This is a genomic window from Variovorax atrisoli, from assembly GCF_014195185.1.
In the GTDB taxonomy this organism is placed as follows: Bacteria; Pseudomonadota; Gammaproteobacteria; order Burkholderiales; family Burkholderiaceae_C; genus Variovorax; species Variovorax atrisoli.
In genome coordinates this window covers 1,415,495-1,436,505 of sequence record NZ_JACIBG010000001.1, presented here as the reverse complement: position 1 = coordinate 1,436,505, position 21,011 = coordinate 1,415,495, and the positions used below count along the sequence as shown (strand labels likewise).

The window sequence follows — 21,011 nt, the reverse complement described above, 5'->3', positions numbered from 1 at the left end:
TCGAGAGAAAAAAACATGGCCGTGATCGACCAGCACCTGCGAATCCCCGAGCTGCAGCGGCTCGGCATGTCCGCCGCGCTGTTGCAGCTGGCCGCCGGCCAGTGCCTTCACGAGGCCTTCCGGGGCTTCTGCCTGGGGCCGCCGTTCTACAACTATCACGGCGCCCGTGCGCCCGAAGGGCCCACCCTGGTCCCGCTGTGGGACCACGGCAGCAGGGTCTGCGCGCTTCGTGAAAGCGATGGCGGCCTGGAGTTCATCGAGTTCAGCATCGAAGACCCGGCCGGGTTCGAGCGGCTCGCCGGCACCGAGCAGGGGTTCTGGGCGACCCGCTTCGACTTTCTCTACGAATGCGATCTGGCCGATGAAGCCTTGCGCAGCGCCGCCGCGCGGGTCGGATTCCGTTTTCTCGACCGGTACCTGAGGTCGAGAGAGGCGGCCGAAGAGCAGCTGGGCAGCTTCCGTGCCCATCGGGTGTGGCTTCGGGAACTGGTCGCCGGCATCGACCGCGATGCCGCCGCGCCTGCCTGATCGCAGGGCGTAGAGCGTGGGCGGCGACACCGCGGAGAATCCCCGCATGCCTCACGCCGTTTCCCTTCTTCGCGCCGCCCGCCTGGCGCGAAGCGCCAAGCCCTTTCTCGCCCGCGGCGGTTTCAAGCGCGAGCGTTGTGCGGGCTGCCGCCTGCTGCCCAGCCATTGCATGTGCGCCATACGCCCATCTGTTGCGACACGCGCGGGCGTGTGCCTGATCATGGCCGACATCGAGCCGCTCAAGCCAACCAACACCGGCTGGCTGGTTGCCGACGTGGTGGCCGACACCTTCGCATTCGGCTGGGCCCGTACCGAGGTCGATCCCGCGCTGCTGGCGCTGCTGAACGATCCGCAGTGGCAGCCCTACGTGGTGTTTCCGGGGCAGTACGCCGCGCCGGAGCGGGTGGTGCAGGGCGTCGAGCAGCCGGCATTGCACGGGGGCGCAGCCGCGAAGCGCCCGCTCTTCATCCTGTTCGACGCGACCTGGGTCGAGGCGCGCAAGATGTTCCGCAGGAGCCCCTATCTCGACCGGCTGCCGGTGCTCAGCCTCCGCCCCGAGCAGATCACGCAGTACAAGCTGCGCAACTCGGGCCGCGACGACCACTTCTGCACCAGCGAGGTGGCGGCGATGTGCATGAACCTGGCGGGCGAGGGCGCTGCAGGGAAGACGCTCGAAGCCTACCTGCCGGTGTTCTCGCACCACTATCTGCGCGCGAAGAACCAGCAGCCTGTCGACTGGGCGGGCGCCGAGCACCTGCGGCTGCGCGAGGTGGTCTCCTCGCAGGATTCCTGAGCCCGCGGCCGGCCGGGGGGCGGGCCGGCGTCAGGCGATCATCGATTCCAGTTCGGCCGCCAGTTCGCGAGGCGCCGGCATTTCCTGGACCACGTCCTCGGTGATGCCGGCCGCGAGTGCCGACTGGCTCGGCCAGCCGCCTTCGAGCTTGCCCAGGTCGACCCCCTGGCGCTCCAGCGCCACGCGCCACACCGCCAGGTGCAGCACGTCACCCAGCGCATCGGCATGCTCCGACTTGTCGGGGCTCACGAAGCTGGAAAGCCCGCCGACCAGGTCGGGGGCGAAGCCCCAGCGCCGCGCCAGCGACGCGCTCACGTCGCCGTAGTGGTAGCCGAACTCGACCAGCTCCAGCTGCGCGCGACCGAGCGACTCGAAGGGGTGCAGGGCGTTCAGCTCGCCGATCCGGCCGGGCATCGCCTGGGCCATGATCAGGTGGCCGATGGCATGCATGCTGCCGGCGGTGAACGCCAGGTTCGGGTCGACGTGGCGCGTCTTGGAAGCCAGGTACCGCGAGACCGAGGCCACGCGAAGGCTGTGGGCCCAGAAGGCCGGCAGGCTGACGCCCTCGACCTTCCTGAAGGTGCCCGCCAGGCCCGAACTCACGACCACCGAGCGGATCGCCGAGAGCCCCAGCATCAGGATCGCGCCCTGGATCGACGAAATCTTGCGCCGCAGCCCGAACAGCGGCGAATTGATCATCTGCAGCACCTTCGCCGCGAGCACCTGGTCGAGCTCGATGCGGTTCGCGACCGCCGCGAAGGACACCTCGTCGTTCCGCAGCATCTCGATCAGGTCGGACACCACCCGCGGGACGGTGGGGAGCGACTCGTCATTGGCAAAGAGTTCGTCGAGTGTCTTCATGGCGCTGTGGAGGGTGTTATTGCCTTTGTATGCAATGGATTTTCCTCCAGCGGATGGGCCATTTGGGGGCTCCAGCAGTGCAAATCCGCAATTTCCACTGATTCCGGTGGGGGAGGGATTACCCTGATCCAGGCGCACTTGGCGCCACGTACAGGCGTTTCGTCGCATGGCGGTCGCCGCTCGGGCCCCGCGGTGACATAGTCCGGCCGACCCGGACACACGACCCGAACACCACCCGAACACGACTCGAGGAGGCCCTTTCCATGATTCACCCGGAACGCCTGACCGCCCGGCTGGACGGCGACTTCGTCGTCTTCCTCATCGGCATGCGCATCAACCAGCCGCTGAAGCTGCACAAGTGGCTTCCCGTCGCGGCGGCCATGCCCCGGATGCTCAAGGAACTCACGCAGCAGCCCGAGCGCGGCCTGCTGCACGCCGACCTGTGGTTCTCGCGCACGATCCTCGTGCTGCAGTACTGGCGCTCCATGGAGCAGCTGCTGGCCTATGCCAAGGACAAGGAGGCCGAGCACCTCCCGGCATGGCGCGCCTTCAACAGGGCCATCGGCACCGACGGCTCCGTCGGCATCTGGCACGAGACCTACGCGGTGTCTGCAGGCACCTACGAGAACATCTACGTCAACATGCCGCCCTTCGGCCTCGGCCGCGCCGGCAGCCTCCAGAGCGTCGCCGAGGCCCATCGCTCGGCCGCTGCGCGATTGAGGGCTACGAAGGCGCAGGGGTGACGACCGGCGCATGCCGCGCCATCACCTCCACCACCCAGTCGATGAACACCCGCAGCTTGGCGCTCACATGCCGGTTCGGCGGGAACGCCATGTACAGCGGCATCGGATCTAGGCTCCAGTCCTCGAAGAGCGGCACCAGCTCGCCGCCGGGCAGGTGCGCCTTCGCCATGTAGTCGGGCAGCCAGAGCACGCCCAGGCCTGCCAGGCCTGCCGCGAGGTAGGCGTTGCCGTCGTCGACCGAGAGCACGTAGCGGCCCTGCACCTCGATGCGCTCGCCGCCGCGCTGCATCGCATACGGAAAGGTCTTGCCGTTGCGCGACCACAGGAAGCCGACGATGCGGTGGTGCGAGTCTTCCAGCTCGCGCGGATCGCGGGGCGTGCCGGCGCGCTCCAGGTAGCCGGGCGCCGCGTACACGCCGAGCTGCAGGTCTCCCACATGGCGCGCCATGAGCGACTGGTCGGTGAGCTCGCCGCCGCGCACCACGCAATCGACGTTGTCGCCGATGAGGTCGACCATGCGGTCGCTCACGCCCATGTCGAGCTGGATGTCGGGGTAGCGTGCGTGGAACGCCGGAAGCTCCGGCACAAGGATCGTGCGGGCCAGCGGGGTGGGCACGTCCACACGCAGCCGGCCTCTCGGTGAAGCCGATGCGCCCGAGAGGCTGGTCTCGGCATCGTCCATGTCGGCCAGCAGGCGCACCACGCGCTCGTAGTAGGCCGCGCCGTCGGCGGTGAGACCGACCTTGCGCGTGGTCCGGTTGAGCAGCTTCACGCGCAGCCTGGCTTCGAGCTGCTGCACCAGCTGGGTCACGCTGGTCTTGCTCATGTGCAGCGTCTCCGCCGCCTTGGTGAAGCTGCCTGCCTCCACCACGCGGGCGAAGGCCTGCATCGCGTCGAAACGGTCCATGTGCGCGCTTTCCCAGGTGCCTTGAGTGTCGATCGATTGTTTGGTCTGCCCAAACAGTCATTGTCGGCATTGCCCGTTTATCCGCGAGGCTGGCTTTTCTAAAGTCCCTTCATTCCGTTCATTGATTGATTGAAGAGAAAGAAGAAAGCATCCATGGCCAAACGCGACGTCGTCTTCCCGCCCGGGCGCCAGGCGCTCTATGAAAAGAACCGCTACTCGCCGGCGATCCGCTCCAACGGCTTCCTGTTCGTGTCGGGGCAGGTCGGCAGCCGCGAGGACGGCTCGCCCGAGCCCGACCTCGAAGCACAGGCGCGGCTCGCATTCAGGAACCTGAACGCCGTGCTCGCCGCCGCGGGCTGCACCTTCGACGACGTGGTCGACGTCACCGTCTTCATCGTCGACCCGGAGAAGAACTTCGAGACGGTCTGGAACATCGTGCCCGAGTACTGGGGCGATGCGCCGCACCCCACGCTTACCGGCGTCGGCGTGACGTGGCTCTACGGCTTCAAGTTCGAGATCAAGGTCATCGCCAGGCTGCCAGACGGCACGCAGGAATGACGACTTTCTTTGTATGAGGAGGGCTGTACGGCCCGATCGACCTGCTCCCCGGAGGCCGAAACTCACCTGTTCGAGTGATGCATCGCCGCACGGATTGACCCACATTGCGCCTGAGAGATCCGTGGCTGTCCAGCCAGCGATCGTTCGGCGTGGGGAACGATCGCTTCACCGGCAACCCCCGCATTGAAAGCCCGGTGCCTTCGATGGAAAGAGGGCGTCGCGGCGCCCATCCACTCGAGCAAGGAGCACAGCATGTCTTTCAAGATTCTCTGCTGCGACGGCGGCGGCATTCGCGGCGTCATCACGGCGTTGCTGATCCAGGACCTGGACCAGAGCTTCGGCATCGTCGCAGGCGCGAACGGCTTTGCCGGTACTTCCACCGGCGGGCTGATCTCGCTGGGCCTGGTGAACGGCGTGGCCATCGGCGACATCGTGAACATCTACGAGAACGACGGCGCCACCATCTTCAAGCCCAACGGCTGGCTGCTGGATGCGCAAGCGAAGCAGCAGGACAAGGCTCCGGCGAAGTCGACCGAGGAGCTGCTGGGCAGCGGCCCGGGCATCTTCAAGTGCCAGTACGTCAACACTGGCCTGCAGCAGGTCGCGCAGCAGCTGGTGGGCACCGGCGCGCTGTCGTCGGCCGGCCGCTTCGTGGCGGTCAACTCCGCGCGGCTGTGGGACCCGAGCCAGAACAGCTGGGAGCCCTGCACCATCTCCAACGGCCCGAGCAACGCCTATCGCGGCATCAGCATGGTCGATGCAGCACTGGCCACCTCGGCCGCGCCGACCTACTTTCCGCCCTACCAGGTGGGCAGCTACGGCTACTTCGCCGACGGCGGCACCTTCGCCAACAACCCCTCGATGACGGCGATGGTGGAGGCGATCTACCAGGGCTACGCGAGCGGCACCTCCGACATCCTGATGCTCTCGCTGGGCACCGGCGTGAACCCGGTCGGCATCTCGCCCGGCTCGGTGCCGAACCCGCTGGACTGGGGCGTCACGCACTGGCTGTGGCCCTTCGGCAACGGCACCGTGCCGGCGACGGCACTGCTCAACCTCACGATGGACGCCACCGCCGAACTCGCGGCGGTCCAGGCCGGCCAGATGCTCGGCGGCAACTACATGCGCGGCAATGTGCCCCTGGCCCAGCCCTTCGGCCTGGACGACTACAGGAACGTCGGCGAACTGGTGAGCGCGACGCAGGACTACATCAAGAATTCCTCCGAGTGGGCGAAGGTGCGCGACTGGGTCGAGACGAACTGGAAGTGAGGCCGGCTCCGGCGGCTGCGGCCTTTCAATACGCGTCGAGCATCCGCTGAAGCTCCTTCCGATCGCTCGCCCTTGTCAGGCCTCGGATCGGAAGGACCCGGGCCTTCTGCGTCGTGCGCATCATCGATAGAAGAGGAATGCCGGCTCAGTGCCGCTGCAGCACCTCCCCCGGGCGCAGGCCGGTGGGGCGCTGCCCGTCCCAGACCCGCTGCCCGTTGACCCAGACGCCTTCGATGCCCCGGCTTGCCTGGACGGGGTTGTCGAAGGTGGCGAGGTCCGTCACGCGTTGCGGGTCGAAGGCCACCAGGTCGGCCCGCAAGCCGGGCCGCAGCAGGCCTCTGTCGACCAACCCGTAGTTGCTCGCGGCCAGTCCGGTCATCTTGTGGACGGCGGCTTCCAGCGTGAGCAGACCCTTGTCGCGCACCAGCCGCGACAGCACGCGGGTGAAGGTGCCCCACTGGCGCGGATGCGGATGCGGATCGAAGGGAAGCCCGTCGGAGCCCACCATCGTGCGCGGGTGCGCCAGGATGCGCTCCACGTCGCGCTCGTCCATCAGGAAGTAGATGGCGCCCGCGGGCGCGAGCCGCTGCAGCATGGCTTCGTCGTCCAGCCCCCATTCGCGCTGCAGGTCCGCGAAGTCGCGCCCCTGCGCGGACGGGTCGCCCTTCGACCATGCGATGAGCGTGCGGCGCGCCAGCCGCACGCGGTCGAGCCGCAGCATCGTCGAGGTGGCGGGATAGGGATGGCAGTCGAGGCAGACCGGCTGCATGGCGCCGGCCTCGTCGATGCGCGAGAGGGTTTGAACCGACCTGCCATGGTTGCGCTCGCCCGCGAGCTTGTGGTGCGAGAACACGACGCGCGCCGTCAGTGCACGCCCGATCTCCAGGGCCTCTTCGATCGCCTCGTCGATCCGGTCGGATTCGTCGCGCAGGTGAACCGCGTAGACCATGCCGCCGCGGCCCCGCATGGTCTGGCCGATGTCGATGATCTCCTGCGTGGTGGCGTGCTGTGCGGGCGGGTAGAAGGTGCCGGTGGACATGCCGAACGCGCCGGCGTCCAGCGCCTCGGCCAGCAGCTGCCGCATGGCGCCTCGTTCCTGCGTCGTGGCGGGCCGCTGCAGATCGTCCATCGCGCTCACGCGCAGGCTGGCGTGGCCCACGAGGGGGATCACGTTGACCGCGGCGGGCGCCTGCCGCAGCGCGTCCATCCAGCCGGAGAAGCTCGCATAGCGGAACAGCTCGGGCGGGCCCAGCAGATCGAGCGGCTGGGGCAGGGGGCTGCCGGGCGGCACGGGCGCGAGGCTCACGCCGCAGTTGCCGGTCACCACCGTGGTCACGCCCTGCGAAACCTTCGGCACCATGTCCGGATGCGCCAGCAGGTAGCCGTCGTCGTGGGTGTGGGAGTCGATGAAGCCGGGCGCGAGGCTCAGGCCGTCGAGCTCGACGATGCCGGCGCCGGCAACCTCGCTGCCCGGCGGCAGGATGTCCGCGATGGTGTCGCCCTCGACCAGCAAATCCGCGCGGCGCGGCGGGGCGCCGCTGCCATCGATCACCGTGCCGCCGCGCAGCAGCAGCAAGTGATGTTGTTGCTGCTGCCCGGATGGAGTCGCGGGGCCCGCCATCAGTCGAGCTTCTCGATGCGGTTGTGCTCGATCAGCTCGCCCCAGCGCCTGGTCTCGCGGTCGATGGTGCGCTGGAAGTCGGCGGGCGTGCCGCCGGCCGGCACGGCGCCCAGCTTGGCGAGGCCCTCGCGCACGCTGGGAGTGGCCAGCGCGGCGTTGATCGCGGCATTGAGCTTCTCGATCACCTCGCGCGGCGTGCCGCGCGGTGCGACCACGCCGCCCCAGGCCACGGTCTCGTAGCCCTTGATGCCCGCCTCGTCCAGCGTCGGCACGTTGGGCAGCATGGCGATGCGCTTGGTGCTGCTCACCGCGAGCGCGCGCACCTTGCCGGACGCGACCAGCGGGCCGACCTCGGAAGAGTTGGCAAACAGGTAGTCGATGCGTCCGCCCATCAGGTCCTGCAGCGCGGCCGGTCCCCCGTTGTAGGGTACGAAGAGCACGTCGATGCCGGCCATGCTGCGCAGCAGCTCGCCGCCCATGTGGCCGGTGGTGCCGATGCCGGGTGCGCCGAAGGACAGCTTGCCCGGCTGCTTGCGCGCCGCGGCCACCAGCCCGGCAACGTCGTGGATGGGCGACTCCTTGGGCACGATCAGCACGTTGTAGAGGTCGAAGGCCTGGGCCACCGGCATCAGGTCGCGGTCCACGTCGTAGGGCAGCTTCTTGAACAGCGTGCGGTTGACCGCCAGCGTGTTCACGTTGCCGTAGCCGATGGTGTAGCCGTCGGCCGGCTTGCTCTTGATCTGCAGGATGCCGATGTTGCCGGCCGCACCGGGACGGTTCTCGATGACCACCGGCACGCCGAGCGACTTCGAGACCTCGTTGGTCACGAGCCGCGAGAGCACGTCGGGCGAGCCGCCGGCCGCAGAGGGCACGACGAAGGTGATGGGCCTCTCGGGCCACGCGGCCCAGGTCGGTGCCGAGCCTGCGAGCAGGCCGAAGGCGGCGGCCAGCACGGCCATCGGGCGGGAGAACTTGCGATGGATCATCGGAAGGGGCTTTCGTGGATTTCGTGGAAGTAAAAAAGGGGAGAGCGGGAAGGGCGCCTCAGTGCCCCCGGCGGCAGTGCGCGATCGCTGCCAGGGCCAGCGCGTCGATGGAGTCCGTGAGCACGCAGTCGAACTCGCCGCGCCGGTGATGCGGAACCGCCAGCGGAAGCTCGGTGCAGCCGAGCACCACGGCCTTCGCGCCGCGTGCGACCAGCGCGCGGATGCCTTGTGCGGCGGGCTCCCATGCGGCATCGACCTGCCCGGCCTTGACCGCAGCGATGGCGGCCACGCAGTGGCGCTGCACATCGTCGGCCGCGGGAACGATCGCCTCGTACCCCGCCTGCTCCAGCGCGCGCTGGTACAGGCCGAGTGCCAGCGTGGCCGGCGTGCCGAGCACGCCCACCTTGCCCTGCAGGAGCCCGTGGCCCCGCAGGTCCTGCACCACCGCCTCGGCGATGTTGAGCAACGGCAGATGGGTGGCGCCCTTCAGGTCGTCGAACCAGAGGTGCGCGGTGTTGCAGGGCACCGCGATGCAGCCGGCGCCTGCGGCCTCCAGCAATCGGATGCCGCGCTGCATGGCGGGCAGCGGGCTCTCGCCGCCCTGCAGCATGGCGCTCGAGCGATCGGGGATGCGCGGGTCGTTGCACAGGATCGTCGGGATGTGGTCCTGGTCTACGGCGGCCTCGGTCAGCTGCACCATCCGCAGCGCGAAGGTCGCGCCCGCCAGCGGTCCCATGCCGCCCAGGATGCCCAGGGCCCTCGGTGCGGACGAAGGCTGCTGCCCGCTCATGGCAGCGGATCCCCGGCGCCGGTGCGCTCGACGATCAGGCGGTAGTGCTCCGGGCGGCGGTGCTTGGCGAAGTTGAAGACGTGCTCGCGGAAGTGCGCGCCGAGCGCCAGGTCGGCGCGCACGCAGATCACTTCGTCTTCCTCGCTGACGGCGCGCGCGACGATCTCGCCGGTCGGCGCCACGATCACGGAGCTTCCGATCATGTGGTGCCCGTCTTCGGAGCCGCACTTGGCTGCCGCTGCCACCCAGATGCCGTTCTGGTAGGCGTTGGCCTGCAGCGAGATCAGGTGCGTGGTGGTGCGCAGGTGTGCCGGCTCGTTCCAGTGGATGTTGAGCGAGGGCGTGTTGTAGCCCAGCACCACCACCTCGGCGCCCTGCAGCGCCATCACGCGGTAGGTCTCGGGCCAGCGGCGGTCGTTGCACAGGCACATGCCCATGCGCACGCCATCGGTGTCGAATGCGCGGAAGCCCAGGTCGCCGACCTCGAAGAACTTCTTCTCGAGATGCTGGAAGGGCTCCTCGGGCTTGTGCTCCGAATGGCCCGGCAGATGGATCTTGCGGTAGCGGCCCGCGATGCTGCCGTCGCGCCCGACGATCACCGCCGAGTTGAAGGCGCGGCCGTCCTCGGTGAGCTCCGCATAGCCGAGGTAGAAACCCACGCCGAGCCTGCGCGCCTCGTCGAAGAGCGGCTGCGTCGCCGGGCCGGGCATGCTGCGCTCGAAGAAGCGCTCGCGGGCTTCCTCCTCGGTCATCCAGTAGCGCGGGAAGAAAGTGGTGAGCGCGAGCTCGGGAAAGGTCACGAACTCCGCGCCGCGGCCGTGGGCCTGGCGCAGCATGTCGACCAGGCGGGCCACCACGGACTCGCGGCTGTCCGACAGGTGGACCGGGCCCATCTGGGCGACGGCAAGGCCGAGAAAACGGGGGGGAGAGCCTGGGCGCGATGTCATTTGAACCTTCTTCGTTGCAGCCGTGTGATCGGTGCAATCGATTATTCGAAGCGGCTCGCGCGACGTCGAATGACGATTTGTCGCTCGGGTTTAACAGCGTGCTAAAGGTCTGCCTCCCGCTGGTGCGCGCATGCGCGCCTGCACCGGCGCAGGGCGCGCAGGCATCCGGCAGGGGGCGTCAGCGCAGGATCTCGTCGTCGTCCGCCAACGGCATCGCCAGTCCGCGCTGCAGCAGCACGCTGTGCAGGGCGCGCAGCAGCGCCTGGGCCGCTGGCGAAAGCGGCTCGGTCTGCAGATACACCAGGTCGGCCACGATCGGAAGCGCGCCGCGCACCGGTATCACCTTGAAGGGCGACCCGAGCCAGCCTTGCAGCGAATACTCGTCCACCAGCGCGATGCCGGCGCCGGCATGCACCAGCGAACAGGCGTACTGCGGCGAGGTCACCTCCACGCTGATGCGCGGGGACGCATCGCGCGTCTCGAACATCTGGTCGATGCGCAGGCCCAGCGGCGAGCCGTGCGGATAGCCGATGAATTCATGGGGTAGCAACTCGTCCAGGCCGACTTCCTCATGCATGGCCAGCGGGTGGCTGCGCGGGCAGATGCACATCAGGCGGCTGCTTGCCAGGGGCCTGGTCGCGAGGTTGGGGTGGTCGACCGGAAAGGTGGAGATGCCGAGGTCGGCCCGCTGCTGCAGGATGCGTTCCTTCAACGCCTCGTGCGTGAGGCAGTGGAAGTGGACCTGCACGTCGGGCATCGCGTTGCGCAGCTGAGAGATCGCCAGGGGCACCAGCGTCTGCCCGATGCTCGGACTCGAGAGGATGCTCAACAGGGTGCGCCGCCGCAGCGCGAGATCGTGCGAGAGGCTGCCGATGCGCTGCACGCCGCCATAGACCTGCTCGACTTCCAGATACAGGCGCCGCGCCTCCGCCGTCGCATGCAGGCGGCCCTTCACCCGTTCGAAGAGCAGGAAGCCGAGCCGGCTCTCGGTATGAGAAAGCAGCCGGCTGACCGCCGGAATGGAAACGTGGAGCAGGCGTGCCGCGCCGCTCACCGAGCCGGTGATCATCACCGCGCGGAACACCTCGATCTGTCGCAGGTTCATGCCTGATTCTGAAGCATGCGGCATGCCGCCGATGCTGCACCTGCCACCCGGCTACGCCGCCTTCAACGCGCCCGCGAGCTTGTAGGTGTTGAGCAAGAGGCCCGACGGCGTCGTCTTCGCGCCGACGAGCTCGAAGGCGCGTCCCGGCGTCCCTTGCGCGAACAGGCGCTTGCCCGTGCCCACGAGCACCGGGTAGACGATCAGCATGACCGCGTCCGCCAGTCCCTGCGCGAGCAGCGTCGAGGTGAGCGTGGAACTGCCCCACAGCACGAGGTCCGGCCCCGCCTGCGACTTGATGCGCCGCACGCCCTCGACCACGTCGGCGCCGACTGCCTCGAATGGTCCCCACGCAAGGCTCTCCGGGCGGTGGGTGACGACGAACTTGGTGGCCGCATTGAGGCCGTCCGCCATCGGACCCGCGGGCGCCTTCGGCCAGTAGTCCGACCACATGTCGTAGGTGCGTCGGCCCAGCAGCAGGTCGAAGCGCTGCCCATGTGCGGCGAGCACCTCGTCACGGCCGGCGGGCGTGCGGTAGGGCACCGTCCAGTCGGCATAGGGGAAGCCGTCTTCGCCGGAGGACTGGATCACGCCGTCGAGCGACACGTGCTCCATGATCTTGAGCTTTCTCATTCGGGTCTCCGTATCTGGTCGTTGGGATTGGAGGACTGGGGATGCTGAACTGCTCCCGGCCTTCGCGCAACTCCACCCGTCCGGCAGAACCTTCGCCGTGGCTTTCAGAGTGCGCAGAGAATGCGCCCAGGAACCCCAGGAGCATGAATTCCCGGCATTCAGGAATCTCTGCCATGGCCGAGGCTGTCCGACGCCACGAGCGGACAGCCATTCGCTTCACGATGAACCAGGCATCCCATGACGGCGAAACACTTCTCCTTGCCTGCCGCACGCGGCGGATTGCTCGCGCTGCTTGCGGCGCTTCTCTTCGGCGTCAGCACGCCGCTGGTCCAGCACTTCGGCAAGGGGCTGGGTGCATTCACCACGGCCGCGTTGCTGTACGCGGGCGCGGCAGCCATCGGCATGGCTTCGCGTCAACGCATGGAGCGAGAGGCTCGCGTGGTGCGGGGCGATGTTCCGCGGCTCCTGTCGATGGCCGCCTTCGGTGCCGTGCTCGGGCCCGTGGCGTTGGCCTGGGGGCTCCAGCACACCAGCGGCGCCAGCGCTTCGCTGATGCTGACGCTGGAGGCGCTGTTCACGGCGTTGCTCGCGCGTCTGCTGTATCAGGAGACGATGGACCGGCGCGTGTGGGCCGCGATGCTGCTCCTGCTGGCTGGCGGCGTCGCATTGGTGCTGGACCAGTGGCGCAGCGGCGCCATGCAGTCGTGGGGTTTGCTCGCGGTGTTGCTCGCCACCGCCGCATGGGGGGCTGACAACACGCTTTCGCGCGCCCTGGCTGAACGCGACCCGGGACAAGTCGTGCTGGGCAAGGCGGCCATGGGAACGGTAGCGACGGCCGTTCTCGCATGGCTGCTCGGCGAGCCCATGCCGGCGTGGGGCGCCGCAGTTGCGCTGTTCGCGATCGGTGCGAGTGGCTATGGGTTGAGCCTGCGCTTATACCTTCTGGCCCAGCGGGCCTTCGGTGCGGCACGCACGGGCTCCGTGTTCGCCTTCGCACCGTTCATCGGCGCAGCCTTCTCCGTCGCGCTGGGGGATCGCAGCGGAACCTGGGCGATGGCCGCCGGCGGCACCCTGATGATGCTGGGTGTGACGCTGCACCTGGCGGAGTCGCACGGCCACGAGCACGAGCACGAACGCCTTGAGCATGAGCACGCGCACCGCCATGACGACGGCCATCACGACCACACGCACGACGTGCTTCCCGTGGGATCGCACAGCCACTCCCATGTGCACGAGCCGATGCGCCACGCGCACTCCCACGTTCCCGATGTGCATCACCAGCACATCCATTGAGGCGACCTGATCGTCGTGTTCCGGGAGGGCTTCGTGCCTCCACGGCTGCGCTCAGTCCCCCTCCAGCCGGTCACGCCGCATCGCGCGCCAGAGCGTGAGGTCGTAGGTGATCTTCAGGAGTCCGCATGCGACCAGCGGCAGCGAGATCCAGCCCGCTGCGAACAGCGCGCCGCTGAGCGTCGGGCTGATGGCCGCGGCCAGGCTTCGCGGCACGGCGGTGAAGCTCGCGGCCGCACTGCGTTCGGCAGGCGTCACCACCGCCATCACATAGGCCGTTCGCGTGGGAACGTCCATCGAAGACAGCGAGCTGCGGATCATCAGCAGGGCCAGCGCGACCGGCAGGCTCGGCGCTACCGCGGCGAGCACGAGGCAGGCGTTGGCAGGCAGGTGCGTGAACACCATCGTGTTGAGCAAGCCGATGCGCTGCGCCACCGCGGGCGCTGCCAGTTGCGATGCCGCGCTCAGCAAACCGGTCCAGAAGAAGAACACGCCGGCCTGGGTCAAGGAGAAGCCGAACCGCTCCAGCAGCCAGAGCGACATCAGCGCGTTGACCGTGAGCCCGCCGGCGAACGCGTCCATGCTGAAGAGGGCGGCCAGCCGCATCACCACGCGGCGTGAGGGGCCCAGCGGAGCTGGCGCCACGGGCATGCTGTCAGTGCTGCCCGCGCCTGCTTGTGTTGGCAGGTTCCGATAGAGCCAGAAGACGATCAGTCCGATGGCGGCGTAGACCACGAACATCCCGCGCAGTGCATCGAGCCGCCCGAGTCCCGTGTGCCGCACCAGCCAGTCCGGCGCCGCCGCAGCCAGCGCACCCAGGGCCGCGCACAAGGCGCCGAGCAGGCTGTAGCGGGCGAAGAGGGCCGTGCGCGCGTGGCCTTGCGCCGCGCTGGCCAGCCGCGCGTGCTCCAGGGGAAGGAAAACGCTGACGTCGCCTGAACTGGGGTTGAGCGTGCCGACCAGCGCCACGACCAGCAACGGCCAGAACGAGGAGAGCCCGGCGAAGCCTATGCCCGTCGCGGCCATCAGCAGGGCGGCGCAGCGAAGCAGGCGCCCCGCCGCGAAGCGATATCCCCACGCGCCGACCGCGAGCGTCGCGAGCGCCGAGCCCAGCATCGTCGCCGTGCTGACGATGCCGACCTCCAGCGTTCCCAGCCCTATCGACAGCAGGTAGGCCGGCAGCAGCACGGCCATGTATCCATCGGCGAAGGCGCGAAGGCCCCGCGCGACGAGCAGCGGCAGGGCGCCCGGATCGACCCCGGAGGGCAGCAGGCGCGCGAGGCCGCGGCGTGGTCGGGGCATGGGGCTCGCCGGTTCGGCTCCTGCCGGGGCTCGGAGGGGCATGCCGAATCCTTCAGCGCAGCAAGGGCAGCGCCAAGGTCACCGCCAGCCCGATGGCCGCGCAGGCGCCCAGCAACGGCATCACCCCGACCTTGAACCGGAACAGCGCGACGACCGCGGCCGCGGCGATCAGCGCCGACACCGCGTCGAAATGGCCGCCGAAGCCCTTGGGCCACAGCACGTGGTAGGCGAAGAAGAGCGCCAGGTTCAGGATCACGCCGACCACTGCCGCCGTGATGGCCGACAGCGGCGCGGTGAAGCCCAGCCTGCCATGCGTGGCCTCGATGGCGGGGCCGCCGGCCAGCACGAAGATGAAGGAGGGCAGGAAGGTGAAGAAGGTCACCACCGTTGCAGCCAGGGCGCCCGCCAGGAAGAGCGAGTCAGGCCCCAGCACCTGCTTCAGCCCGCCGCCGACGAAGCCCACGAAGGCCACCACCATGATCAGCGGCCCCGGCGTGGTTTCCCCGAGCGCCAGTCCGTCGATCATCTGCGCGCCCGAAAGCCACTGGTAGTGCTCGACGGCACCCTGGTAGACGTAGGGCAGCACCGCGTAGGCGCCGCCGAAGGTCAGCAGCGCCGCCTTGGTGAAGAACCAGCCCATCTGCGCGAGCGTGCTCTCGGTTCCCAGCACGGCGACGAGGATGCCCATCGCCAGCAGCCAGAGGCCCAGTCCGAAGGCAATCACCTTGAGCAGCTGCCGGCGCGAGAAGCGTGCATGCGGCGGCGTGGGCGTGTCGTCATCGATCAGCGCGGGGCCGTAGCCTTGCGTCGCGCCGCCATGGCCGCCGCCGAGCGCGAAGACCCCGGGCGCCCATCGCGCGCCGAAGTACCCGATGAGACCGGCGGCAAGCACGATGGCCGGAAACGGCGTGTCGAAGGCAAAGATCGCCAGGAAGGCCGCGCCCGCGATGCCCCACATCCACCGGTTCCTGAGCGCGCGGCCGCCGATGCGGTGCGCCGCATGCAGCACCAGTGCCGTGACCGCCGGCTTGATGCCGTAGAAGATGCCCGCGACCACGGGCAAGTTGCCGAAGCGCAGGTAGATCCACGACAGCGCGATCAGGATGAACAGCGAGGGCAGCACGAACAGCGCGCCGGCCACGATGCCGCCCCAGGTGCGGTGCATGAGCCAGCCGATGTAGGTGGCCAGTTGCTGCGCCTCGGGGCCGGGCAGCAGCATGCAGAAATTCAGCGCATGCAGAAAACGCTTCTCGCTGATCCAGCGCCGCCGCTCGACCAGCTCGGCATGCATGATCGCGATCTGTCCGGCGGGGCCGCCGAAGCTGATGAAGCCGAGCCTGAGCCAGAAGCGGAAGGCTTCGGAGAAGGAGATCGGCTCGGGGCGCGCGGAAGGCGCGAGGGAAGAAGTGTCGGGCAAGGCGGTGTCCACGGAAGGCTCCGTTGTGAGTCACCAGCGCTTGGACGGGACACCGTCTTTCTTTGCAGAGCGGGAGGCTGTTTTCCCGGGGAAACAATCGTAGCAGAGCAAAAGCGCGATGAAGCGCCCTGCGGCGTCACGCATCGCTTCCACGCGCAAACCTCGGTGTGTCGAAGCACTCCGGCGTCTGTGGCGAGCCGGCCAGGTCGGCTCGGGCAAGCTGAAAGCAGTCCGTTCCCGGGGGAAGCATCACCCCCGTCTGCGCCGAGCTGGTCCAGATGTGGGTGCTGATCGAAACGGAGTTCGGGTCGTCGAAGGCGCCCCGGGAAATCGCCCGGAACTCCGGCCAGCGCTCGAATGTGAGCGACAGCGTGGTTCCGCACCTGGGGCAGAAATGAACGTGCACCTGCTTCGAGCTGGTTTCCGATCTGTGCGAGTAGCGTGCCATCGGTTCGCCCGAGAACCGCACCGCTTCCATCGGATACGTCGACTGCGCGTAAGAAGTCGAGCCGGTCATCCGCTGGCAGAACCTGCAGTGACACTGCAAGGTGCGAGCAGGCTCGCCATGGGCGACGAAACGCACCGACCCGCAGACGCATCCTCCAGTACGCTGAATGCTCACGCCAACCTCCTGTGTGAAGCCGCGAGTATGGGCGAACGGGCCGGGGGCTCAGCTTGACGTGCGTCATCTACAGCGCTTACATTGCCCCCGCCTCGTGATGAGCGAGGCCGGGTTTAGCAGCCCGCTGACATCCTGCGACGAAAGCCGCAGCTACCGCACTTGGTCTGCGGCTTTTTCGTTCGAACCTCTTTTAGGCGGCTCGAACGGGAGGGCTCGCGCCCTGCCGGTTTCCGCAAGGATGTCCCGGTCTGCTAACCCGTTCGAGCTGCCGCCCCCGTTTAGCAGCGGGTGCGTCGGTTTCTGCAAATCGACATCCTTGGGAGGCCCACACATGGCCAATGCTTCTTCGAACGACGCGGCAGGCGCCGATGCCCGCTGCGCCGGCGCGTCCTACCGTCCCACAGCCCAGTTCAGGCCCTTCGAGTGGGTCCAGGGCGAGCGCCTCGATGCTTCGCGGCAAAGCCAGGCCGCATTCCTCAACGATGCGCGCGACGTCGTTCAGGGCGCGCAGACGCTCGTCCAACTGCTCGGCTGGGATGAAGACCGGCGCGATGCCGCTTCATCCGATGCGGACCCTGCGCCGCTGTTCGACGCGGGGCAGCGCAGTTCGCTGCAGCGGCTGCTGTCGGCGGCGCTGGGGTTGCTTCATGAGCGGATCGAGGTGCAGTGCGAGGCGCTGACGAGCTAGATCGCTCACTGGCCCGGCGGCATCTTCTCGAATCTGGTCAGCGCCTGGTCCAGCACGTCCCATTCGTATCCGCGCACTGCATAAGTCACCGCCTGCGGCTTGAACCGGCTCGCATCGTCGAGGCTCGCGGCATGCACGGTGATGACGTCCGGCATCGCCGCATAAGTCATGTACACGGGTGAGCCGCAGGCGGGGCAGAAGGCTCGGGTCTTCACGTTGCCGCTGTCGCCGACCATGTCCCACAGCGCGGCGCTGCCGGTCTGCTTCACGCCGCTGCGCATGAAGCTCAGGTACGAGCCGTGGCCGGTGCCGCTCTTGTGCTGGCAGTCGAGGCACTGGCAGTGGTTCTGGAAGATCGGCTCGGAGGGGATCTCGTAGCGGATCGCGCCGCATGCGCAGCCGCCGGTGTAGGAGGAGGGGGCGTTGCTCATTTCGCTTTTCCTTGGGATGTTGGTCGTTTCTCCAGCGGATGGGGCTGGGTGCCGCCAATCTAGGCGAGCCCGGGCGAAGCAGGGGAGTAACAAGTTCGTCGCGAGTCGGCTCTCCGGGCCGGCAGGCAGAAGTCGAAAACAAGCGAAATTAATGCGAAAGAGTTGCTGATCTCGCGTCTTCTGCCTTGAGTTCTTACAACTTCGGCGCCGTTCGTGGCGCGTTCAGGCGGTAAAGTCCTGTCTCCCGTTTCGGACTATTTCCGAATCTTTACTGCCGCCTCCCATCCGGTCGCTTTCGCGCTTTCTCTCCTCTCCATGTCCAACCTCATCGTGCACGGCGGTACGCCGCTGCGTGGCCGCATCACCCCTTCCGCCAACAAGAACGCAGTGCTACCGGTGCTCTGCGCCACGCTTCTCACCTGGGAGCCGCTTCGCCTGCATGGCGTGCCCGACATCACCGACGTGCGCAAGATCCTCGACATCTTCCGCACCCTGGGCAGCGACGTTCGCATGGACCACGAGACGGGCACTCTGGAACTGCACCACCGCGAGACGGCCTTCGACGCATCGCGCCACCGGCTGCCGGAGGAGATGCGCTCGTCGATCATGCTGGTGCCGCCGCTTCTGGCGCGCTTCGGCGTGGCCCGGCTGGAGGACAACGTCAAGGGCTGCACGCTGGGCGTGCGCGAGATCGATCCGCACGTGGAGGTGTTCCAGCGCTTCGGCGGCGAGGTGGAGCGCACCGAGGGCTCGCTGCTCGTGCGCAGCAAGGGCCGGCTGATGCCCACCGACCACTGGCTGGACTACGCCTCGGTCACGACCACCGAGAACTTCGTGCTGTGCGCCGCCGCGACGGACGGCGCCTCGACGCTGACCAATGCGGCTTCCGAGCCGCACGTGCAGGAGTTCTGCCGCTTCATGGCGATGATCGGCGTGCGCATCGAGGGCATCGGCACCTCGCGGCTCACGGTGCATGGCGGCGGCGCGCTCAAGGGCGGCGAGTTCCGCTTCGACGAAGACTTCCATGAGATCACCACCTTCCTCGCGCTGGGCGCCATCACCGGCGGCGACGTGGTCGTGCGCAACAGCGCCCCGGAGAACTTTCCGCTGCTGGACCGCACCTTCGCCAAGTTCGGCGTGCAGATCGAGCACAAGGAAGGCTGGTCGCGCGCCGTGCGCAGCGGCCCGCTGAAGGTGCAGACACCTTTCACGAGCAACGTGCTCACCAAGGTGGAGGCGGCGCCGTGGCCGTACTTCCCGGTGGACCTGCTGCCGATCTTCATCGCGCTGGGCGTGCGTGCCCAGGGCAACGCGATGTTCTGGAACAAGGTCTACGACGGCGCGCTGGGCTGGACGGGCGAGCTCTCGAAGTTCGGCGCGCACGTGTTCTCGTCCGACCCGCACCGGCTCATCACCTTCGGCGGCAATCCGCTGACGCCGGCGGTGGTCGAGAGCCCCTACATCATCCGCGTGGCGATCGCGCTCTTCATGGTGGCGGCCAGCATCGAGGGCCGCTCCGAGATCCGCAACGCGGCGCCGATCCGCCGCGCGCATCCGCGCTTCGTCGAGAACCTGCGAAGCCTGGGCGTGCAGGTGGAGTGGACCAGCGAGGAGTGAGGCCCTCCTGAACCCGGGTCGTCGCCGCACCGGACGATGACCCTGCCGCGGCGGCGCCCAAGGGCTTGGCTGGAGAATGGACGGCATCCGACAAAGGAGCGCCCTCGAATGACAACCACCTCGCTGCAGCAGATTCTCGGCACCGAACTCCCCCTCATCCAGGCCCCGATGGCCGGCATACAAGGCAGCGCGATGGCCATCGCGGTCAGCAATGCCGGCGGCCTGGGTTCGCTGCCGGCAGCCATGCTGAGCACCGACGCGCTGCGCAGCGAGATCGCCGCGATCCGCGCGGGAACCGACAAGCCCTACAACGTCAACTTCTTCTGCCACACCCCGCCCGAGCCCAGCGCCGAGCGCGAGGCCACGTGGCGCAGCGCGCTGGCGCCTTACTACGCCGAGTACGGCATCGACGCCGCGAGCATTCCGGCCGGGCCGGGTCGCAACCCCTTCAGCGCCGAGGTGGCCGCGCTGCTGGCCGAGTTCAAGCCGCCGGTCGTGAGCTTCCATTTCGGGCTGCCTTCCGAGGCGCTGCTGGCGCAGGTGCATGGCTGGGGCGCCAAGGTGCTGGCCTCGGCCACCACGGTGGATGAGGCGCTCTGGCTCGAGGCGCACGGCGCCGACGCGGTGATCGCCCAGGGGCTGGAGGCCGGCGGGCATCGCGGCCACTTCCTCTCGCACGACCTGACGAAGCAGCTGGGCACTTTCGCGCTGCTGCCGCAGCTGGTCAAGGCGGTGAAGCTGCCGGTGATCGCCGCTGGCGGCATCGCCGATGCGGACGGCGTGGCGGCGGCGATGTCGCTGGGCGCGGCGGGCGTGCAGATCGGCACGGCCTACATGCTTACGCCCGAGGCGACGACCAGCGCGGTCCACCGCGCGGCGCTCAAGAGCGAGGCGGCGCGGCACACGGCGCTCACCAATCTCTTCACCGGCCGGCCGGCGCGCGGCATCGTCAACCGCGCGATGCGCGACCTCGGGCCCATCGGCAAGGCGGCGCCGGAGTTTCCGCTGGCCACCTCGGCCATCGCGCCGCTGCGCGCCAAGGCCGAAGCGAAGGGCAGCGGTGACTTCTCTCCGCTGTGGTCGGGGCAGAACGCGACCGGCTGCCGCGAGATTCCGTCGGCCGAGCTCACCCGCGCGCTGGCGCGGGGCTTCCGCTGATTCGAAGGAAGAGACGAACAACATCACATCCGCCCAAACCATGACCCAGCTTCACCTGCCCCTGAAATTCCTCGCGCACGGCGCGCAACCCGATGCCCGCGAGCCCTGGCTGCTGGTGCTGATGCACGGCGTCGGCAGCAACGAGCAGGACCTGTTCGGCCTCGCGCGCATGATGCCGTCGCAGTTCCACGTGCTGAGCCTGCGCGCGCCCTATGTGCTGTCGCCCGACGCCTATGCGTGGTTCGAGTTCCAGGTGCTGCCCGACGGCGAGCGCCGCATCGACGAGGAGCAGGAGCGCGAAAGCCGCTTCCTCGTCGGCGAGATGGTCGCCTCGGCCGCGCAGCAGCTGGGCGTGCCGCCGGAGCGCGTGATCGTCGGCGGCTTCAGCCAGGGCGGGATCATGGCGCTGTCGCTGCTGCTGACCAGGCCCGCGAGCGTGCGCGCCGCGATGGTGTGGCACAGCCGGCTGCTGCCGCAGGTGGTGCCGCACATCGCGCCGCCCGAGGCCTTCGAGGGCAAGGCGCTGTGGGTGAGCCACGGCAGCGCCGACAACGTGATTCCGCCGAGCGCGGCGCAGGCCACGCGCGAGCTGGCGCGCACCCTGCCGCTGGCGCTGTCGGGCACGGACTTCCCCGGTGCGCACGAGATTCGCCCGGCCGAGCTGCAGGCCACGCTGGCGTGGCTGCAGTCGCTGAGCGCGCAGCCGGGCTGAACCTGCCGAGCTTCTTGCTGAACTTCGGCGCGACAG

Annotated in this window: 22 protein-coding genes; 10 read left to right on the top strand and 12 right to left on the bottom strand. The window is 68.4% G+C overall.

All coding sequences use genetic code 11. The annotated features are described in order from the left end of the window. The first annotated feature begins 15 nt into the window (after positions 1-15). Positions 16-528 (top strand): hypothetical protein, encoded by a 513-nt coding sequence (locus FHY06_RS06820; RefSeq protein WP_184604027.1) that lies wholly within the window; start codon positions 16-18, stop codon positions 526-528. 46 nt (positions 529-574) lie between these two features. Beyond that, positions 575-1,321: a tRNA-uridine aminocarboxypropyltransferase gene (locus FHY06_RS06815; RefSeq protein ID WP_184604025.1), complete on the top strand. Its 747-nt coding sequence runs from the start codon at positions 575-577 to the stop codon at positions 1,319-1,321. Positions 1,322-1,351: 30 nt separating this feature from the next. Here FHY06_RS06815 and FHY06_RS06810 read toward each other — a convergent pair whose 3' ends face one another. Continuing rightward, positions 1,352-2,182, bottom strand: a complete 831-nt coding sequence (locus FHY06_RS06810; RefSeq protein WP_019651937.1) for an HDOD domain-containing protein — start codon at positions 2,180-2,182, stop codon at positions 1,352-1,354. Between the two features lie 263 nt (positions 2,183-2,445). On the opposite strand from FHY06_RS06810, the gene FHY06_RS06805 reads away from it, so the two are divergent. Then, positions 2,446-2,925: a DUF4188 domain-containing protein gene (locus FHY06_RS06805; protein WP_184604023.1), complete on the top strand. Its 480-nt coding sequence runs from the start codon at positions 2,446-2,448 to the stop codon at positions 2,923-2,925. Here FHY06_RS06805 and FHY06_RS06800 read toward each other — a convergent pair. Further along, on the bottom strand, positions 2,906-3,832 hold the full coding sequence (locus FHY06_RS06800; protein WP_184604022.1) for a LysR family transcriptional regulator: 927 nt from the start codon (positions 3,830-3,832) through the stop codon (positions 2,906-2,908). The two genes, FHY06_RS06805 and FHY06_RS06800, sit on opposite strands and share 20 nt — an antisense overlap. Before the next feature lie 153 nt (positions 3,833-3,985). Between FHY06_RS06800 and FHY06_RS06795 the strand changes: the two genes are divergently transcribed. Both FHY06_RS06795 and FHY06_RS06790 read left to right on the top strand, forming a co-directional pair. Further along, positions 3,986-4,390: a RidA family protein gene (locus FHY06_RS06795; protein ID WP_132798429.1), complete on the top strand. Its 405-nt coding sequence runs from the start codon at positions 3,986-3,988 to the stop codon at positions 4,388-4,390. 252 nt (positions 4,391-4,642) lie between these two features. Continuing rightward, the gene (locus FHY06_RS06790) at positions 4,643-5,659 is read left to right on the top strand and encodes a patatin-like phospholipase family protein (RefSeq protein ID WP_184604021.1); all 1,017 of its coding nucleotides are present in this window, start codon (positions 4,643-4,645) and stop codon (positions 5,657-5,659) included. 145 nt (positions 5,660-5,804) lie between these two features. On the opposite strand, the gene FHY06_RS06785 is transcribed toward FHY06_RS06790, so the two are convergent. The 6 genes from FHY06_RS06785 to FHY06_RS06760 all read right to left on the bottom strand — a co-directional run bounded on the left by FHY06_RS06785 (position 5,805) and on the right by FHY06_RS06760 (position 11,738). Next, on the bottom strand, positions 5,805-7,280 hold the full coding sequence (locus FHY06_RS06785; RefSeq protein ID WP_184604020.1) for an N-acyl-D-amino-acid deacylase family protein: 1,476 nt from the start codon (positions 7,278-7,280) through the stop codon (positions 5,805-5,807). Beyond that, positions 7,280-8,266 (bottom strand): Bug family tripartite tricarboxylate transporter substrate binding protein, encoded by a 987-nt coding sequence (locus FHY06_RS06780; RefSeq protein WP_184604019.1) that lies wholly within the window; start codon positions 8,264-8,266, stop codon positions 7,280-7,282. Before FHY06_RS06780 ends, FHY06_RS06785 begins: the two co-directional genes overlap by 1 nt. Positions 8,267-8,324: 58 nt before the next feature. Next, a complete protein-coding gene (gene cuyB / locus FHY06_RS06775) occupies positions 8,325-9,056 on the bottom strand; it encodes a cysteate racemase (RefSeq protein ID WP_184604018.1) in 732 nt (243 codons plus the stop codon). Next, complete coding sequence (locus tag FHY06_RS06770; protein WP_184604017.1) at positions 9,053-10,003, bottom strand: N-carbamoyl-D-amino-acid hydrolase; 951 nt, start codon at positions 10,001-10,003, stop codon at positions 9,053-9,055. The genes cuyB and FHY06_RS06770 overlap by 4 nt, the downstream gene beginning before the upstream one ends. A 178-nt stretch (positions 10,004-10,181) precedes the next feature. Then, positions 10,182-11,108: a LysR family transcriptional regulator gene (locus tag FHY06_RS06765; protein ID WP_184604016.1), complete on the bottom strand. Its 927-nt coding sequence runs from the start codon at positions 11,106-11,108 to the stop codon at positions 10,182-10,184. Between the two features lie 51 nt (positions 11,109-11,159). Further along, positions 11,160-11,738 carry a dihydrofolate reductase family protein gene (locus tag FHY06_RS06760; RefSeq protein WP_184604015.1) on the bottom strand — a complete coding sequence of 193 codons (579 nt, stop codon included), beginning with the start codon at positions 11,736-11,738 and terminating at the stop codon, positions 11,160-11,162. Positions 11,739-11,975: 237 nt separating this feature from the next. On the opposite strand from FHY06_RS06760, the gene FHY06_RS06755 reads away from it, so the two are divergent. After that, positions 11,976-13,031, top strand: coding sequence for a DMT family transporter (locus FHY06_RS06755; protein WP_184604014.1), 1,056 nt, complete (start codon positions 11,976-11,978; stop codon positions 13,029-13,031). 51 nt (positions 13,032-13,082) lie between these two features. On the opposite strand, the gene FHY06_RS06750 is transcribed toward FHY06_RS06755, so the two are convergent. The 3 genes from FHY06_RS06750 to FHY06_RS06740 all read right to left on the bottom strand — a co-directional run bounded on the left by FHY06_RS06750 (position 13,083) and on the right by FHY06_RS06740 (position 16,369). Further along, complete coding sequence (locus FHY06_RS06750; RefSeq protein WP_184604013.1) at positions 13,083-14,330, bottom strand: MFS transporter; 1,248 nt, start codon at positions 14,328-14,330, stop codon at positions 13,083-13,085. Between the two features lie 52 nt (positions 14,331-14,382). Continuing rightward, positions 14,383-15,759 carry a chromate efflux transporter gene (chrA, locus tag FHY06_RS06745; protein ID WP_184604012.1) on the bottom strand — a complete coding sequence of 459 codons (1,377 nt, stop codon included), beginning with the start codon at positions 15,757-15,759 and terminating at the stop codon, positions 14,383-14,385. A 124-nt stretch (positions 15,760-15,883) separates the two neighbouring features. Next, positions 15,884-16,369: a GFA family protein gene (locus tag FHY06_RS06740; RefSeq protein WP_184604010.1), complete on the bottom strand. Its 486-nt coding sequence runs from the start codon at positions 16,367-16,369 to the stop codon at positions 15,884-15,886. Between the two features lie 331 nt (positions 16,370-16,700). Here FHY06_RS06740 and FHY06_RS06735 point away from each other — a divergent pair, with 331 nt between their 5' ends. Then, positions 16,701-17,057, top strand: coding sequence for a hypothetical protein (locus FHY06_RS06735; protein WP_019651952.1), 357 nt, complete (start codon positions 16,701-16,703; stop codon positions 17,055-17,057). Between the two features lie 5 nt (positions 17,058-17,062). Here FHY06_RS06735 and FHY06_RS06730 read toward each other — a convergent pair whose 3' ends face one another. Further along, positions 17,063-17,488, bottom strand: a complete 426-nt coding sequence (locus FHY06_RS06730; RefSeq protein ID WP_184604007.1) for a GFA family protein — start codon at positions 17,486-17,488, stop codon at positions 17,063-17,065. Positions 17,489-17,803: 315 nt separating this feature from the next. Here FHY06_RS06730 and FHY06_RS06725 point away from each other — a divergent pair, with 315 nt between their 5' ends. From FHY06_RS06725 to FHY06_RS06715, 3 genes are all read left to right on the top strand, one after another. Further along, on the top strand, positions 17,804-19,105 hold the full coding sequence (locus FHY06_RS06725; protein ID WP_019651955.1) for a UDP-N-acetylglucosamine 1-carboxyvinyltransferase: 1,302 nt from the start codon (positions 17,804-17,806) through the stop codon (positions 19,103-19,105). Between the two features lie 108 nt (positions 19,106-19,213). After that, positions 19,214-20,263, top strand: coding sequence for an NAD(P)H-dependent flavin oxidoreductase (locus FHY06_RS06720; protein WP_184604005.1), 1,050 nt, complete (start codon positions 19,214-19,216; stop codon positions 20,261-20,263). Positions 20,264-20,303: 40 nt separating this feature from the next. After that, complete coding sequence (locus FHY06_RS06715) at positions 20,304-20,975, top strand: alpha/beta hydrolase (protein ID WP_184604004.1); 672 nt, start codon at positions 20,304-20,306, stop codon at positions 20,973-20,975. Positions 20,976-21,011: the final 36 nt, after the last annotated feature.

Excerpts from the sequence above, each read along its gene's own strand:
- FHY06_RS06720 (WP_184604005.1), top strand. The coding sequence starts at position 19,214 with ATGACAACCACCTCGCTGCAGCAGATTCTCGGCACCGAACTCCCCCTC.
- FHY06_RS06800 (WP_184604022.1), bottom strand. The coding sequence starts at position 3,832 with ATGGACCGTTTCGACGCGATGCAGGCCTTCGCCCGCGTGGTGGAGGCA.
- FHY06_RS06755 (WP_184604014.1), top strand. The coding sequence starts at position 11,976 with ATGACGGCGAAACACTTCTCCTTGCCTGCCGCACGCGGCGGATTGCTC.
- FHY06_RS06820 (WP_184604027.1), top strand. The coding sequence starts at position 16 with ATGGCCGTGATCGACCAGCACCTGCGAATCCCCGAGCTGCAGCGGCTC.
- FHY06_RS06770 (WP_184604017.1), bottom strand. The coding sequence starts at position 10,003 with ATGACATCGCGCCCAGGCTCTCCCCCCCGTTTTCTCGGCCTTGCCGTC.
- FHY06_RS06725 (WP_019651955.1), top strand. The coding sequence starts at position 17,804 with ATGTCCAACCTCATCGTGCACGGCGGTACGCCGCTGCGTGGCCGCATC.
- FHY06_RS06780 (WP_184604019.1), bottom strand. The coding sequence starts at position 8,266 with ATGATCCATCGCAAGTTCTCCCGCCCGATGGCCGTGCTGGCCGCCGCC.
- FHY06_RS06790 (WP_184604021.1), top strand. The coding sequence starts at position 4,643 with ATGTCTTTCAAGATTCTCTGCTGCGACGGCGGCGGCATTCGCGGCGTC.
- FHY06_RS06815 (WP_184604025.1), top strand. The coding sequence starts at position 575 with ATGCCTCACGCCGTTTCCCTTCTTCGCGCCGCCCGCCTGGCGCGAAGC.
- FHY06_RS06795 (WP_132798429.1), top strand. The coding sequence starts at position 3,986 with ATGGCCAAACGCGACGTCGTCTTCCCGCCCGGGCGCCAGGCGCTCTAT.
- cuyB (WP_184604018.1), bottom strand. The coding sequence starts at position 9,056 with ATGAGCGGGCAGCAGCCTTCGTCCGCACCGAGGGCCCTGGGCATCCTG.
- FHY06_RS06765 (WP_184604016.1), bottom strand. The coding sequence starts at position 11,108 with ATGAACCTGCGACAGATCGAGGTGTTCCGCGCGGTGATGATCACCGGC.
- FHY06_RS06735 (WP_019651952.1), top strand. The coding sequence starts at position 16,701 with ATGGCCAATGCTTCTTCGAACGACGCGGCAGGCGCCGATGCCCGCTGC.
- FHY06_RS06805 (WP_184604023.1), top strand. The coding sequence starts at position 2,446 with ATGATTCACCCGGAACGCCTGACCGCCCGGCTGGACGGCGACTTCGTC.
- FHY06_RS06715 (WP_184604004.1), top strand. The coding sequence starts at position 20,304 with ATGACCCAGCTTCACCTGCCCCTGAAATTCCTCGCGCACGGCGCGCAA.
- FHY06_RS06760 (WP_184604015.1), bottom strand. The coding sequence starts at position 11,738 with ATGAGAAAGCTCAAGATCATGGAGCACGTGTCGCTCGACGGCGTGATC.
- FHY06_RS06730 (WP_184604007.1), bottom strand. The coding sequence starts at position 17,488 with ATGAGCAACGCCCCCTCCTCCTACACCGGCGGCTGCGCATGCGGCGCG.
- FHY06_RS06750 (WP_184604013.1), bottom strand. The coding sequence starts at position 14,330 with ATGCCCCGACCACGCCGCGGCCTCGCGCGCCTGCTGCCCTCCGGGGTC.
- FHY06_RS06785 (WP_184604020.1), bottom strand. The coding sequence starts at position 7,280 with ATGGCGGGCCCCGCGACTCCATCCGGGCAGCAGCAACAACATCACTTG.
- FHY06_RS06810 (WP_019651937.1), bottom strand. The coding sequence starts at position 2,182 with ATGAAGACACTCGACGAACTCTTTGCCAATGACGAGTCGCTCCCCACC.